Origin of the sequence: Nonomuraea sp. NPDC003709, assembly GCF_040610775.1 — a bacterium.
GTDB classification, from domain to species: domain Bacteria; phylum Actinomycetota; class Actinomycetes; order Streptosporangiales; family Streptosporangiaceae; genus Nonomuraea; species Nonomuraea angiospora_A.
In genome coordinates this window covers 417190-431442 of sequence record NZ_JBEXMW010000001.1, presented here as the reverse complement: position 1 = coordinate 431442, position 14253 = coordinate 417190, and the positions used below count along the sequence as shown (strand labels likewise).

The following is a 14253-nucleotide window of genomic DNA, read 5'->3' as shown; positions in this document are numbered from 1 at the left end:
TTCAGGCGGCGGGGGTGACGAGCTGCTGGGCCAGCCACGGGAGGGCCTGCGGGAGCTCGCGGTTCCAGGTGTTGAAGTTGTGCCCGCCGCTGGGGAGGATCAGCGAGGACGCCCGCATCGGCGGCTTCACCGCGCTCAGGAACCTCATGGTCGCCGGGTAGTCGCTCTCCCCCTTCCTGCTGCTGGTGACGAGCACGTTCACGGGCGGCGCGGGCAGGTTGGCCAGCCGCCACATCAGGTCGTTGCGCTGTTCGACCGACTTGTCCCCGTGGAACAGGTCACCGGTGGTGCTGTCGACGATCGTCTTGAAGTAGCCCGACTGCGAGACCGCCGCGGAGAACTGGTCGGGATGGCTCATGACGATCTTGAGCGCGCAGTAGCCGCCGGTCGAGCCGCCCAGGATGCCCCACGAGTCCCGGCCCTCCGCCACCCGGTAGTGAGTGGTCATGTCATGTTTGACGTCGTTCGTGAAGTACGCCTGGATCTGCGGCCCGTTCGGCACGTCCACGCACTCGGTGTCGCGCGGCAGCACCACGCTGGGCCGCATCATGACCAGGACAGTGGGCTTGACCTGGTGCTGGGCGATCGCCTTCGCCATCCGGCCGGGCAGGTCGAGCCGGGTCATGAGGTTGCGCGGATCCCCCGGGTAGCCGGTGAGCGCGATGATCGCGGGGAAGCGCTCCGTGGTGTGCTTCAGGTACGCCGTGGGCAGGAACACGTACGCCTCCTCGCTCAGGCGCGTGGACGGCCCCGGCATGATCACCTGTTCGATCCGCCCGCCCGGCACCGAGCGGGTGCTCAGCACCTGCAGCCCCGAGGCGGCGACCGTGATCGGCGCCGTCCCCGTGTCGGTGCCCAGGAGATCGTTCCAAGAGCTGTAGAAGGCGAAGTACTGATTCACCGCCAGACCCAGGGCGGCCAGCGTGAACGCCTGGCACACGGTCAGCGCGCCCACCCGGCCCAGCACGGCGCTCAGGCGCGCCGCGCTCAGCCGTGGCCACAGCCACACCGTCGTCGCCAGCGCCGCCACAGCCAGCACCGAGAAGGTGACCAGCAGGCCGATTGAGTTCAGTCCCATGAGGCATGGAATACAGGGAGGGCCGTAAGCAGGGAGTTAACATGGAGATTACCCGGCCGGGTCTTCAATCTCGGAGTGTGAAGCGCTCCTGGATTCGTGCCGTCGCCGCCTACGCGTCGTTGGTGGTCGGCCTGCTGGACATCAGCAAGGCGGTGTTCCCCCGTTTCGAGCACAGCCGCATGGGTGTGTGGACGGACATCCTGCCGGGCATCGTCACGACCTTCGCCCGAGCGTCCTCCCTGGTCGTCGGCATCATGCTGATCATGCTCGCGCACGCGCTGCGCCGCGGGAAGGTGCGCGCCTGGCGCGCGGTCGTGCTGCTGCTCCCGGTGAGCGCCGCCGTGAGCTTCCTCCACCTGCGTCCGGCCTCGGCCGTGATCAGCCTCGCCCTGCTGGTCCTGCTCGTGTGGGGCAGGGGCGAGTTCTCCGCGCTGCCCGACCCGCGCTCGCGCTGGCGCGCCCTGGGGAACCTGCTCGTGCTCGGCGCCATCGACGTGGGCCTCGGCTATCTCATCATCAGCGCCCGCCCGCACGTGATCGTGGGCCATCCGAGCGTGCTCGACCGCCTCGAACACGTCCTGCTCGGCCTGGTCGGGATCGAGGGCCCGGTCACGTTCACCGTCGAGCGGATCTCCGACCTGGTCTACTTCTCCCTGGTCGCGCTCGGCACGCTCACCGCCGTCTCCACGCTCTACCTGGCGCTGCGCCCCGAGCGTCCGGCCGCCGAGCTCACCGAGGACGACGAGCGGCGCCTGCGCGCCCTGCTCGCCCAGCACGGCGAACGCGACTCGCTCGGCTACTTCGCGTTGCGGCGGGACAAGAGCGTGCTGTTCTCCCCGTCGGGGAAGGCGGCCATCGCCTATCGCGTCGTGTCCGGGGTCATGCTGGCCAGCGGCGACCCGATCGGCGACCGCGAGGCGTGGCCGGCGGCGATCAAGGTGTTCATGAACGAGGCCAGGCGGCACGCCTGGGTGCCCGCCGTCATCGGCTGCGGCGAGACCGGCGGCGAGGTGTGGACGCGCGAGGCCAAGCTGTCCGCGCTCGAGATCGGCGACGAGGCCATCGTCGACGTCGCCGACTTCACGCTGGAGGGCCGCGCCATGCGCAACGTCCGCCAGATGGTCAACAGGACCGAGCGGAACGGCTACACGTGCCACGTGCGCCGCAGCGCCGACCTGACCGGCCAGGAGCGCGAACGCGTCCGGCAGGCGGCCGACTCCTGGCGCGGCACCGAGACCGAGCGCGGCTACTCCATGGCGCTCGGCCGCTTCGGCGACCCGGCCGACTCCCAGTGCCTGGTGGCCACCGCCCACAGGGACGGCGAGCTCAAGGCCGTGCTGCACTTCGTGCCGTGGGGGCCGCACGGCATCTCGCTCGACCTGATGCGGCGCGACCGCGGCGCCGATCCGGGGCTCAACGAGTTCCTGATCGTCAAGACCCTCCAGGCCGCGCCGGCCCTGGGCATCACGCAGGTCTCACTGAACTTCGCCATGTTCCGCGCGGTCCTGGCCCGCGGGGAGCGCCTCGGGGCCGGACCGGTGCTGCGGGCCTGGCGGGCGTTGCTGATCTTCCTGTCGCACTGGTTCCAGATCGAGTCGCTGTATCGGTTCAACGCCAAGTTCCGGCCGATCTGGGAGCCCCGCTTCGTGGTCTATCCGAACGCCCGCGACCTGCCCCGCATCGGTGTCTCGGCGTTGCAGGCCGAGGCGTTCATCACCCTGGGCCGGCCCCGCAGGCCCCGGCTGCGCCTCCCGCGCCTGCGCCCGGCCCAGCTCACGTCGTGAACGTCAGGAGGCGGAGGTGCTGCTGCGGAGGCGGTCCAGGTCGGGCTCCAGGTAGATCACGCGGGCGATCGGCACGGCCTCGCGGATGCGCCGCTCGGCCTCGTCGATGCCCTTCGCGACCTCGGCCGCCGTGTCGTTGTACGCCACCGCGATCTTGGCCGCCACCAGCAGCTCCTCGGGGCCCAGGTGCAGCGTGCGCATGTGGATGACCCTGGCCACCTCGGGCGAGCCCTCCAGCGCGGACCGGATCTGGGCCTCCATCTCGGGGGTGGCGCCCTCGCCGACCAGCAGCGACTTGGTCTCCATGGCCAGCACCACCGCGATCACGGCCAGCAGCACGCCGATCATCAGGGTGCCGATGCCGTCCCAGGTGCCGTCACCGGTGATGACCGCCATCGTCACGCCGAACAGCGCGAAGATCAGACCGAGCAGCGCGCCCAGGTCCTCCAGGAGGATGACCGGCAGCTCGGGCGACTTGGACCGGCGGACGAACGCGACCCACGACAGCTTGCCGCGTACGGCGTTCGACTCCTTGATGGCCGTGCGGAACGAGAAACCCTCGGCGATGATCGCGAAGATCAACACCGCGAACGCCCAGATCGGCGCCTCCACCGGCTCCGGAGCGGACAGCTTGTGGATGCCCTCGTAAATCGAGAACGCCGCGCCGATCGTGAACAGCACGACGGCCACCACGAAGGCGTAGAAGTAACGTTCGCGACCGTAGCCGAACGGGTGTTCCTTCGTGCTGGCCCTGGCCGCCCGCTTGCCGCCCACCAGCAGCAGCACCTGGTTGCCCGAGTCGGCGACCGAGTGAATGCCCTCCGCCAGCATCGAGGACGACCCGGTGAAGAACGCGGCCACGAATTTGGACACGGCGATTGCCAGGTTCGCGGTCAAGGCCGCAATGATCGCTTTAGTACCGCCGCTCGCGCTCACCGGTCTTCTCCACTCATAAAGATCACGTACAAAGGCCTGAAAAGGGATCCTATTGCGAAATTCTGGCCTTCAGCTCAGTGATCGCTGACACAGGGGTCGGATCGATGGCATATCCGAGCGCCAGATACGTGCTCGCGTAGTCGCCGAGCGCGATCAGCGTGGCCATCCGTTCCAGCGGATGTTCGCCCTCCGCCGACAGCTCCGTCACCGGCACGTCGCGCTCCCGCGCCAGCCGTACCGACGTCTCGCGCCGCCGCGCCACCTGGGGATGCTCCTCGACGTCGCGCAGCACGACGAGCCTGAGCGTGCGCCCGGCGGTGTCGGCGAAGATGTCGCGCTCGGCCAGCGGCCCGTCGAAGACCTCGACCTGGTTGTGGCCGGCCTCGGGCAGCTCGCCGTGGACGGCAGGGTATTTCGCGTTGGTGTTGAGCTGGCCGGCCAGCCGGTACGCCGCCACCGACGCGACGGGCGACGACCCCCAGATCATCGGCACGCTCTCGGCCAGATCCATGGCGAGCGACTTGCCGGGGTTGATGAACGACTCGCTGGACGGCCGGCACCGGTGCGCCATGTCCTCCAGCGTCTTGGCCACCCGTTCGAACAGCTCGGCGTCGGCCTGGACGAGCCGCAGCGCGGCGGCGGCCACGATGACCGGGGCGGCCAGCAGCCAGAGGCTCGACCTGGACGGGCCGGTGACCGGCACCGGCACGTAGATCGCCGAGGCCTGGGTGGCGACGGCCTCCAGCGGGGAGCCGGGGGCGCCCACGCCGAGCAGCGCGCATCCGCGCCGGACCGCCTGGGTGGCGACGGACACCGTCTCCTCGGCGTCGCCCGAGCCGGACACGGCCACGACCAGGTCTGTGGCGCCCACCCAGCCGGGGAGCTGGTAGGAGCGTAGCGTGACGATCGGCAGCGGCGCGCCGTTGCCGACGATCGCCGCCAGGATGTCGCCGACGATGCCCGAGCCGCCCATGCCCGCGACCACGATGGCGCGCGGGCGCCCGTGGTCGGCCAGGCGGCCGACGCGGGCCTCGACCGCGGTGCGGTAGCCGGTGCGTACGTGCGCCGCCGAGGAGGCGACCGCCGGCAGCATCCCGCCGGGATCTGCCTCGCTGAGGTGACGCTGGTCGTCGAGCCGCTCCGGCTCCCAGGTCACGGCTTCCTGGCCTCGTCGACGAGCAGGACGGGGATGTCATCCCGTACCGGATAGATCAGGCCACAGCCCGTGCAGACCAGCTCCTCGGCCTCGTTCTCGGCACGCAAGGCAGCCTTGCAGGCCGGACAGGCCAGGATCTCCAGCAGCCAGTCGTCGATCTTCACTCTGACACCCTTCCCACGATGGCGAGGACCTCGTCCCTGATCGCCCTCATTGTGCTCTCGTCGGCCGCCTCGGCGTTCAGCCTGAGCAGCGGCTCGGTGTTGGACGCCCGCACATTGAACCACCAGTCCGGCCCGGTCACGGTCAGCCCGTCGAGCTCGTCGAACTCCCCCCGCGCCGCGAACGCCTCCCGCACCCGCCGCAACGCGTCGCCCTGGTCCGCCACGGTGCTGTTGACCTCGCCGGAGGCGTGGTAGCGCGAGTAGACCCCCACCACCTCCGACAGCGGGCGCTCCTGCTCGCCCAGCGCGGCCAGCACGTGCAGCGCCGCCAGCATCCCGGAGTCGGCGAACCAGAAGTCGCGGAAATAGTAGTGGGCCGAGTGCTCACCGCCGAAGACGGCTCCCGTGCGGGCCATCTCGGCCTTGATGAACGAGTGCCCGACGCGCGTGCGCACGGGCACCCCGCCCTGCTCGCGCACGATCTCGGGGACGGCCAGCGACGTGATCAGGTTGTGAATGATCGTCGAGCCGGGATGTTTGGCCAGCTCCCGGGTCGCGACCAGCGCCGTGACGGCCGACGGCGAGACCGACCGCCCCTGCTCGTCGATCACCCAGCACCGGTCGGCGTCACCGTCGAACGCCAGCCCCAGGTCCGCCCCGCTCTCGACCACGGCCCGCTGGAGATCGACGAGGTTCTGCGGCTCGATCGGGTTGGCCTCGTGGTTGGGGAAGTCGCCGTCCAGCTCGAAGTAGAGCGGCGTCAGCTCGATCGGCAGCCCCTCGAACACGGCCGGGACGGTGTGCCCGCCCATGCCGTTGCCCGCGTCGACGACCACCTTGAGCGGCCGGATGCGCGACAGGTCGACGAGCGTGCGCAGGTGGTCGGCGTAGCCCTGCAGCAGGTCCTTCTCGATCACCGACCCGCCGGGGGTGGCCGTGACGCCCACCAGCTCGGCGGCCCGGTCACGGATGTCGATGAGCCCCGTGTCGCCGCCGATCGGCACCGCACCGGCCCGGCACATCTTCATGCCGTTGTAGCGGGCGGGGTTGTGGCTGGCGGTGAACATCACCCCGGGCAGCCCCAGGCTGCCGCTGGCGTAGTAGAGCAGATCGGTGGAGCCCAGCCCGGCGTGCACCACGTCGGCACCACGCGAACGGGCGCCCCTGACGAACGCCTCCGCCAGCGGAACGGAGGACTCGCGCATGTCGTGCGCGACCACGATCGACTCGGCCCCGGTCACTTCGACGAAGGCGGCCCCCACGGCCTCTGCGGTCGGCTCGTCGAGCTCCTCGGGCACCACTCCGCGAACGTCGTACGCTTTGAAGATCTTGGCGAGGTCGCCCACTCTCCAGCTCCGCCCTTGGGTCGATTCTCCGGCGTAATCGAGCCTACCGGTCGCGGTGCTGCTGAGCCGACCTCAGAACGCGCAGGTGCCCCCGGCGACCGACCTCCACGCCCTGACCGACCGGCTCACCGCCGCCGGACGGCGTGGGCCGCGCGGCCTCCCTGACCGCGTTGGCCAGCGCCTCGAGGTCGTCGGAACTCGGGGAGTTGCCGTCCGTCGGCAGCCGTACCACTTCCCAGCCTCGGGGAGCGGTCAACCGCTCGGCATGTTCGGCGCACAGGTCGTAACAGTGTGGCTCCGCGTACGTCGCCAGGGGGCCGAGAACAGCGGTCGAGTCGGCGTATACGTACGTGAGCGTGAAGACGGCAGGCTGACTGCAGGCGGTGCGGGAACAGCGGCGGACGGGGCTCACGGAGGGACCGTATCTGGTAAGTGTGCGAGGCGCCACTATCTGAGCGCTCTTAACGAGCGTGTCGCCACAATTCGGACACCTGTCGCAGCCTTTCCACCCACATGCCCCGAAGACACCGGCCCTCCGGACCTTGGGGGATCACGTAGAGGTGGTGAGCGGTGACGCTTCCTCAGAGCCTAAGGGGATCAACGCGCGGTGGGGAGCGGCAACGCCGCACCCCACCCCCAGAGATCACACACCCCGGCCCACCCGAACGCCGAAGCACGACCGACACCCCGACACCCCACCCGAACGCCGGGCTACAGCCAACGCCTCAGCGCCCCACGACCTTTCACGGTGGCGACAACCACCCAGAACCTCGGAACATCACCCAGAGGCGCGGAGAGGTGACACCGTTCCTCAGAATCGGCAGGCCATCCCCGTACACTTGCTTGCGTGACACAGAAGCGCGGTCCCAGACGGCGCGATCGCCACGGTCGTGGCCTCCGCGGCCCGCTCGCTCCCTCCCACGTGCCCATGGCCAAGTCCCGGAGCGAGCGCTTCGACGACCTCGTGCTGGACGCGGTCGACCGCCTGCGCCCCCGCTGGGAGCGCCAGCTGTCGGCGGTGGAGTTCGCGGTGGAAGAGGTCCCTCCGCTGAGCGAACTCGGCGACGGTCCGAGCCTGGGCACCGACCCGATCCCCTTCGGCCGCGCCGACGCCGCAACCGGCCAGAACCCGGCGTCGATCGTGGTCTACCGCCGCCCGCTCGAAGCACGCGCCAGAGACCGGGACACCCTGGGCGCCATGGTCCACGACACGGTGGTGGAACAAGTGGCCACCCTCCTGGGCCTCTCCCCCGAAACCGTCGACCCCGGCTACGACGACCGCCGCTGACCCCGTACGGGCGCTCCCGGGGCAAACAGCGAGGTCCTCGCACGGGGGCGCGCTTCGCGCGATGGAGAGCTCGGGCAGCCCCCTGTGGGGGCAGGCCCCCACACCCCCCAGGCGGGGACCTGCCGGTCCCCGCACCCCTCGGACGCGATCCCGATTACCTCATAGCAAGCGTGTGGCTCATGCGCTTGAGCCTCCACGGATCGTCCGGAGTCGCTGTAGACGACCCGGAACTGCCGGAACACCGGCACGTCGGGCGGCAAATCGAGGCTTTCGACCTCCTCCGTCGTGGGTTGCCGCACGGAGATGCGGTCCTCGAAGTGCTGCTCCGGAAATCCCGGATCGGCCAGAACCTGGGGCGCGCCGCCACGGATCTTTCTCCGAGCAGCCAGAGGAGTACCCGCGGCGACGTGCAACGGGTAGTACGACCTGACAACTCGACAGGAAGCGATGAGTTTTGTGCGGTTCACGAGTCCAACCAGGTGAACCGAACGACAGGAGGCCCGAAGTGGGCGAGCGAGTGAGTACGGGGGTCACCGGCGTCAGGACCGTCGGCGTTCCCGTCACCGACCAGGACCGTGCCGTCGAGTTCTATGTGGGCACACTGGGACTGGAGAAGCGGCTGGACGCGCCCGTCGAACAGCTCGGCGGGCGATGGATCGAGGTGGCGCCCCCGGGAGCGACGACCACGATCGCGCTGATCCTGGCGGCGCCCGGGACGGCGGTCGGAGTCGAGACGGGCATCCGGCTGAGCACGGCGGACGCGGCGTCCCTGCACAAGGAGCTGGTGGCGCGCGGGGCCGACGTGGACGAGCTGCTGCGGTGGGAGGGCGTCCCGCCGATGTTCGCCCTGCGCGACCCGGACGGCAACGGCCTCGAGATCGTCGAATAGCGGAGAGGGGAACCTGCGATGAGTGGTGTCACGCGAGCGGATGACGTGGCCCAGGAGCTCGACAAGGAGTTCACCGCGACACTGCGGAAGAGCCCGAACAAGGGCGGGTGGACGTACGTCGTGATGCCCGGGTCCGCCGAGTTCTTCGGCACCCGGGGACTGGTGAAGATCCGGGGGACCATCGACGGTCACCCGTTCCGGAGCTCGTTCATGGCTCTGGGGGATGGCACGCACAAGCTGCCCGTGAAGAACGACGTCCGGGAGCTGATCGGGAAGGGGCCTGGGGACAGCGTCACGATCCACCTGCTGGAACGGATCAATTGACATCCACTCCGCCCTGAAGGACAGAGATTCCCGTCTGCCGCGCGTGTGGCTCCGGGCGGGTTACTGCTTCTTCGCGCGGTGCCGGAACAAGTCCCGGTCTTGCCTGCGCTCCACAAGCCTGGCGGAGTCGAACCCGGTCCGTAGAGCGGGGCTCTACTCACCCCCCACCCGGTCGGCACAGGCGACCCCCTGAAGATGACCTCTATGCGGAGCGCCTGCGGACCGATTCCTTCTCCTCTGGAGGCAGTGCATCGGCGGCCAACAGCCGCGGCAGTAGTTCCGGCTCCAGGGTCATCGCACGGAAGACGAGCGCGACGGTCACATCATGATCGGGCCGGTGCACGATCTCGACCGGGTCGCCGGCGCTGATGTCGCCGGGCTCGATCACGCGCATATACGCGCCCGGCCGCGCAGCCCGGGTGAAACGCTTGATCCAGCCGTCACGCTCCAGCCAGCCCTGGAAGGTCCCACACGGGATCCGCGCGCACGACACCTCCAGGACGACATCCGGCCCGATCCGCCAACGCTCACCGATCAGGGCACCGTTGACGTCCAGACCCAGGGTCGTGAGGTTCTCCCCGAAGACGCCGTTTGCGAGCGGCCTGCCCAGCTCGGCCTGCCAGGTGTCGAGATCCTCGCGGGCGTAGGCGTAGACGGCCTGGTGAACGCCGCCGTGATTCTTCACGTCATACACCCGGTCGCCGGCGAGACCGACCTCACCGGTGCCCTTCGGGCCAGGGGCGCTCACGGCGACCGGGCCGGAAACGGGCCGCTTGTCGATGCCCGTCGCGCTCAGGCCCTTCCAGGGGTTGGGCCGAGGTCTGCCGACATTGACGGAGAGGAGTTTCATAGAGCGTGACGGTACGGCTCTCATCCACCCTCTCGCGACTCTTTTCTCCTGGACCCTTGGGAATCAAGCGTTTGTGCCTTGTGCCCTCGATCAAAGACCGTCCGTGGTGGAGATGTCCAGGGCTGGGAAGCCCCTCGCCGGGGGTGTGGGGGCTTGCCCCCACAGAGCGCTGGCCGAGCTCCCTATCGCGCGAAGCGCCTCGCAACGCGGAGGTCCATGCGGTCCCCGGGGTCTAAGGCGCAACCACGTTGGGGGTGTCGGTCAAGGGTGGGAGCAGGGTCCATAGGCGGGAAGGGGCCAGGGGCTGGGTGGTGAGGAGGATGCCGGTTTTCAGGTGGTCCTCGATCGCTCTCGCGCCGTAGACCTCCCCCGCGACCGGCGTGACCGCCAGCGCGTAGTCCCCCTTCGGTTTCAGTTTGACGTTCTTCGTGCGGCCCGCCGGTATCGACACCTCGAACGGCTCCTCCGGCCCGCCCTTCTCGGGTATCACCTGGATCCGTACCTTGCCGGGAACGCCGACGGCCGTGAGGATCAGCTTGGAGCCCGGGCCGTTGCGGGCCACCGTGCTGCCCAGGTCCAGCGCGGGGGTACCGGCGGTGAAGGCGACGTCCGAGCGTCCGCCCGTGCCCGTGATGACGAGGCCGGCCACGATCGGGGTGGGTGAGGTGAGCACCAGGGCCGCCGAGGAGCCGCCCACACCTGTGGTGACGTCCAGGGAGACCACGCTGCCGGCGGGCACGTCCAACGACTCGCGGCCCTTCATGGCGTACTCGGCGTCCTCGCTCACCGCCTTGATCCGTACCTGGGCGTCGTTCTCGCCGGGGGCGGCGACCAGGAGTTCGCGGCGGCCGCCGCCACCGGGGAGGCCGGGTACGACGACGCGGGTGGTGGGCGGGGCGGCCGAGGGGAGCCAGTCGACGCCGCCGGTTTCGAGGGCGGTCCTGGCGGCGACGGCGAGGCGGCCGAAGGCGGTGGTGACGCTCACGGCCATGATGTCCGCCGACGGGGCGATGGTCTTGAGGTCGATCTCGCGGTGTTCGCCGGGCGCGATCTCCAGGCCGATGCCCTTGTCGCCCGAGATGGGGCCTTCCGCCGCGTAGACCTGAATGTCCGCCAGGGCCGGCGCCTTGTCGGCGTTCGTGAGGTGCAGTCGGACGTCGGCGTTGGCGGGGCCGGGGCCCACGAGCCAGGTCGTGGGGGCGGGTTCGGTGCAGCGGAGTCCCGCGAGGCCGCGGCCGTCGCCCTGGGTGGCGCGGGTGAGGTAGCCGGCCTCCAGCCCGCCGGGGCCTTTCGTCACGTACGGCTTGGCGTCGCGCATCGGCTCGTAGGTGAGCGTGCCGGGCAGGTAGACACTGACCCGCTCGCCCTTGGCGCCCGGGCACACCGCGGTGACCGACTCGACGGCGACCTTCCTGGGTTGCGGTTGCGGGGCGGCCGCCGCCGGAGGGGAGGGCCTGGTGACGTACGCGACGCCGTACAGGGCCGCCAGTGCCACGACGACCAGCGCCAGCAGCCCGAACCGGTTCTCCACGAACGCCTTCATCGCCCACCCGCCACGTTCACGGCCATTCTGGCGGCGGCCGCCGGCGGCGCCTCCACGGCCTCGGGGGCGCTTTCGCGCCGCCCCGGCGCCGCCAGCACCGCGATCACCAGCACCAGCGCCGCCTGGGTCCACAGCCAGGGCGTGTGCAGGGCGCTGACCGGCTGGGCGGGCACGCGGACGACCGGCTCGGCCAGCCGCCACAGCCCGCCCGCCTCCGACAGGCTCATGCGCGCCAGGGACGGCTGCGAGTCGAGCGTCCTGGCCAGTTCGGCGGAGACGGGCGGCGCCACGGCCACCATGCCCACGCCGAGCTTGCCCAGGGTGGCCGCGTCGCCGCCGCGCCCGCCGACCAGGCCCTCGACCGCCGCCCCCAGGCGGGTGCGGGCCTCGGACGCGATCGGGAGCTCCGACTCGCCGATCAGCGGGGTACGGCCGTGCAGCACGGTGAACGAGGAACCCTTGATCACCAGCGTGCGCTCCCCCTGCGTGGTGCGGGCGGCGGCCAGCACGGGCAGCACGTCCGGCACGTCGCCCACGAGCGGTCCCCGCACCCCGGTGGCGACCCAGTACCCGGCCGCCAGCAGCGGCGTGCTGAACGCCACCGCCGCCACCGCCATCGCCCCCAGCCGGCGCAGCGCGCCTCCGGCACGGAGTTCGGCCAGCCGGTGGGCGGTCAGGCCCACGAGGACCACGAGCCCGGTCCCCGCGAACGCCAGCGGGACCCCTGGCCAGGCCCGTGCGCCTTCGACGGTGACGCGGCTGACCAGGATCGCCGCCAGCACCCCGTACAGGGTGATGCCCCAGCCGATGGCGACGATCATCCGCTGGCGGCGCATGAGGAGCGCGGCCAGCGCCGTGGCCACCAGGCCCCCGGTCACCCAGAACGGCGGCAGCCCCGGCCCTCCCGGGCTGAGCGCCAGCAGCGACTCGGGGGCGAGCGCGGCGTCCACCAGGGCGGGATCGTGCAGCCCCGCTTCGAGCAGGATCTTGCCCGGGGACGTCACCAGCCCCGCCAGCCAGGGGAAGAGCAGCACCAAAGGCACCGCCAGCGCGACGGCCATCGAGGTCACCGCGCCGCGGAACGCGACGGCCGCCAGCACCCCCAGCACGGCGAACAGCGGATAGACCAGGGGCGCGAACGCCGTCCCCACGGCCAGCAGCAGCCCGAGCGCCCACGCGGCCCTGCGGGCGCGGCGGCGTTCGCCGGACAGCACCACCGTCCCGAGCGAGGCGTAGAGCGGCACCAGCACGAACACCACCGCGGTGCCCAGCCGTCCGGCCGCGATCGCTCCCGTCGCGACGGGCAGCAGCGCGTACGTCCCCGCCGCCCAGGCCCGCGCGGGCACCGCCGGGATGACGTGCCGGGTGGCCAGGTACGCCGTCGCGCCCGCCAGCGGCACCGAGCCGAGCAGCAGCACGGACACGGCCAGCCACGTCTTGCCGAACGCGAGCGTGGACAGGGCCGCGAGCACGGCGACGTACGGGGGCGTCCAGGCGTTCGAGCCGAGCCCGATGTCGTGGAAGCCCTCGGTGTAGAAGGCCCACAGGTCGCCCGCGCCGCCCGTGACCGCGACGAGGGCGCCGCCGCCGAGCCGTTCGCCGCCGAGGAGGGAGCGTTCGGCGACCAGCGCGACCGCGGTCAGCGCGAGCATGAGGACGACGCCGGGGCGGCTGAGGAAGCGTTTGACCGCGCCGGTGTCCGCCGGCACGACCTCGTACTCGTCCTCGGCGGAGGTGGAGGCGGTGGCGTGGTGGTGGCGGCCCGTCGAGTCCACGGGCGCCTCGCCGGCGAGGAAGCTCTGCACCATGTCGATGAGCCGCCGCCAGGCCGCACCCCGAGGGGACATCAACCGCTTTATGCGGATATATCCCTTCTTGCGGGCCTGTCTGTTTCCGGCGGGGCGACGGGCCCGGCGCGCCCGCAGCAGCCGGAACGGATGCAGCAGGATCGACGCCATCGCCGCCAGCTCGTCCAGCGCGTTCGCGGGCTGTTTGCTCACCACGAACAGCGCCGTGCGGAAGGCCGAGCCGAGCACGTTCCGCAGCAGCGCCCAGAGCATCGCGCCGAACGGCAGGTTCGCCATCACCACGAAGATCGCGTTACGCCTGTCCAGCCTGCGGGGATGGTCGCCGCTGACCGTGATCCTGCGCCGCCTGCGAGCCGCCGCCTCGGCGTGCCAGGCCACGGCGGAGGTCACGTTCAGGACCTTGTGCCCGGCGTTGCGCACCCGCCAGCACAGGTCGAGGTCGTCGCGGAACAGCGGGAAGAACGGGTCGAGCCCGCCGACCCGCTCCCACACGTCGCGCCGGATGAGCATCCCGGCCGTGGACACCGACAGCACGTCCCGCGTCCCGTCGTGCTGCCCCTGGTCGAACTCGCGCGGCTCCAGCCCCGTCTCCCTGTGCCCGGTACGGCCCACGGTGACGCCCACTTCGAGCAGTCGCCGGCGGTCGAGCCAGTCGAGCAGCTTCGGGCCCAGCACGGCGGCCTTCGGATCCTGCGCCGCCGCGGTGAGCAGCGCCTCCAGCGCGCGCCTGTCGGGGGCGCAGTCGTCGTGCAGCAGCCAGATCCACTCGTCGCTTCCGGCGGGCGGCAGCTTGGCGAGGACTTCGGCGACGGACTCGCCGAAGCCGGTGGAGCGCGGCAGGGAGATCAGGTTGCCGCGGCCGAACGCCTGGGCGAGCAGGTCGGCCGAGCCGTCCCTGCTGCCGTTGTCGACGCCGACCACGCGGTCCGGCCTGCGACTCTGGTTCACCAGAGCACGCAGCGTCTCCCCCAGCCAGCGCGCGCCGTCGTGCGCGACGACGATCACGGTGACATAGGGACGTGACATGGGCGGATGCTCCTGAGGGGGGTAGAGCAGGCGCGCCCACCATATACCTGTGACAGCTGGG

At 70.9% G+C, this 14253-nt stretch carries 14 protein-coding genes; 4 read left to right on the top strand and 10 right to left on the bottom strand.

The features are described from left to right. Nucleotide 1 precedes the first annotated feature (1 nt). Nucleotides 2-1078, bottom strand: a complete 1077-nt coding sequence (locus tag ABZX61_RS02090; protein WP_355190768.1) for an alpha/beta hydrolase-fold protein — start codon at nt 1076-1078, stop codon at nt 2-4. A 77-nt stretch (nt 1079-1155) separates the two neighbouring features. Here ABZX61_RS02090 and ABZX61_RS02085 point away from each other — a divergent pair, with 77 nt between their 5' ends. Then, entirely contained in the window at nt 1156-2862 is a 1707-nt protein-coding gene (locus ABZX61_RS02085) for a phosphatidylglycerol lysyltransferase domain-containing protein (protein ID WP_355190766.1), read from the top strand. Nucleotides 2863-2865: 3 nt separating this feature from the next. Here ABZX61_RS02085 and ABZX61_RS02080 read toward each other — a convergent pair whose 3' ends face one another. The 5 genes from ABZX61_RS02080 to ABZX61_RS02060 are packed head-to-tail and all read right to left on the bottom strand — an operon-like array spanning nt 2866 to nt 6876. Further along, nucleotides 2866-3798 carry a cation diffusion facilitator family transporter gene (locus ABZX61_RS02080; protein ID WP_350728389.1) on the bottom strand — a complete coding sequence of 311 codons (933 nt, stop codon included), beginning with the start codon at nt 3796-3798 and terminating at the stop codon, nt 2866-2868. 49 nt (nt 3799-3847) lie between these two features. After that, nucleotides 3848-4954, bottom strand: a complete 1107-nt coding sequence (locus ABZX61_RS02075) for an SIS domain-containing protein (RefSeq protein WP_355190763.1) — start codon at nt 4952-4954, stop codon at nt 3848-3850. After that, a complete protein-coding gene (locus tag ABZX61_RS02070; RefSeq protein ID WP_185070977.1) occupies nt 4951-5118 on the bottom strand; it encodes a Trm112 family protein in 168 nt (55 codons plus the stop codon). The genes ABZX61_RS02075 and ABZX61_RS02070 overlap by 4 nt, the downstream gene beginning before the upstream one ends. Next, nucleotides 5115-6464, bottom strand: a complete 1350-nt coding sequence (locus tag ABZX61_RS02065) for a phosphomannomutase/phosphoglucomutase (RefSeq protein ID WP_350728387.1) — start codon at nt 6462-6464, stop codon at nt 5115-5117. Before ABZX61_RS02065 ends, ABZX61_RS02070 begins: the two co-directional genes overlap by 4 nt. Nucleotides 6465-6507: 43 nt before the next feature. Beyond that, nucleotides 6508-6876: a DUF3499 domain-containing protein gene (locus ABZX61_RS02060; RefSeq protein WP_219466545.1), complete on the bottom strand. Its 369-nt coding sequence runs from the start codon at nt 6874-6876 to the stop codon at nt 6508-6510. Between the two features lie 516 nt (nt 6877-7392). On the opposite strand from ABZX61_RS02060, the gene ABZX61_RS02055 reads away from it, so the two are divergent. Continuing rightward, the gene (locus ABZX61_RS02055; protein WP_221519419.1) at nt 7393-7752 is read left to right on the top strand and encodes a metallopeptidase family protein; all 360 of its coding nucleotides are present in this window, start codon (nt 7393-7395) and stop codon (nt 7750-7752) included. On the opposite strand, the gene ABZX61_RS02050 is transcribed toward ABZX61_RS02055, so the two are convergent. Next, the gene (locus tag ABZX61_RS02050; RefSeq protein WP_355190760.1) at nt 7734-8219 is read right to left on the bottom strand and encodes a UTRA domain-containing protein; all 486 of its coding nucleotides are present in this window, start codon (nt 8217-8219) and stop codon (nt 7734-7736) included. The genes ABZX61_RS02055 and ABZX61_RS02050 overlap by 19 nt on opposite strands. 38 nt (nt 8220-8257) lie before the next feature. Here ABZX61_RS02050 and ABZX61_RS02045 point away from each other — a divergent pair, with 38 nt between their 5' ends. Then, nucleotides 8258-8641 carry a VOC family protein gene (locus ABZX61_RS02045; RefSeq protein WP_355190758.1) on the top strand — a complete coding sequence of 128 codons (384 nt, stop codon included), beginning with the start codon at nt 8258-8260 and terminating at the stop codon, nt 8639-8641. Between the two features lie 18 nt (nt 8642-8659). Then, nucleotides 8660-8965, top strand: coding sequence for a DUF1905 domain-containing protein (locus tag ABZX61_RS02040; RefSeq protein WP_355190756.1), 306 nt, complete (start codon nt 8660-8662; stop codon nt 8963-8965). A 202-nt stretch (nt 8966-9167) separates the two neighbouring features. Here the strand turns inward: ABZX61_RS02040 and ABZX61_RS02035 are convergent, their stop codons facing one another. From ABZX61_RS02035 to ABZX61_RS02025, 3 genes are all read right to left on the bottom strand, one after another. Continuing rightward, nucleotides 9168-9815, bottom strand: a complete 648-nt coding sequence (locus tag ABZX61_RS02035) for an MOSC domain-containing protein (RefSeq protein ID WP_355190754.1) — start codon at nt 9813-9815, stop codon at nt 9168-9170. Nucleotides 9816-10047: 232 nt separating this feature from the next. Next, nucleotides 10048-11358: a DUF5719 family protein gene (locus ABZX61_RS02030; RefSeq protein WP_355190752.1), complete on the bottom strand. Its 1311-nt coding sequence runs from the start codon at nt 11356-11358 to the stop codon at nt 10048-10050. After that, nucleotides 11355-14192, bottom strand: a complete 2838-nt coding sequence (locus ABZX61_RS02025; RefSeq protein WP_355190751.1) for a glycosyltransferase family 2 protein — start codon at nt 14190-14192, stop codon at nt 11355-11357. The genes ABZX61_RS02030 and ABZX61_RS02025 overlap by 4 nt, the downstream gene beginning before the upstream one ends. Nucleotides 14193-14253: the final 61 nt, after the last annotated feature.

Excerpts from the sequence above, each read along its gene's own strand:
- ABZX61_RS02090 (WP_355190768.1), bottom strand. The coding sequence starts at position 1,078 with ATGGGACTGAACTCAATCGGCCTGCTGGTCACCTTCTCGGTGCTGGCT.
- ABZX61_RS02055 (WP_221519419.1), top strand. The coding sequence starts at position 7,393 with ATGGCCAAGTCCCGGAGCGAGCGCTTCGACGACCTCGTGCTGGACGCG.
- ABZX61_RS02040 (WP_355190756.1), top strand. The coding sequence starts at position 8,660 with ATGAGTGGTGTCACGCGAGCGGATGACGTGGCCCAGGAGCTCGACAAG.
- ABZX61_RS02035 (WP_355190754.1), bottom strand. The coding sequence starts at position 9,815 with ATGAAACTCCTCTCCGTCAATGTCGGCAGACCTCGGCCCAACCCCTGG.
- ABZX61_RS02030 (WP_355190752.1), bottom strand. The coding sequence starts at position 11,358 with ATGAAGGCGTTCGTGGAGAACCGGTTCGGGCTGCTGGCGCTGGTCGTC.
- ABZX61_RS02025 (WP_355190751.1), bottom strand. The coding sequence starts at position 14,192 with ATGTCACGTCCCTATGTCACCGTGATCGTCGTCGCGCACGACGGCGCG.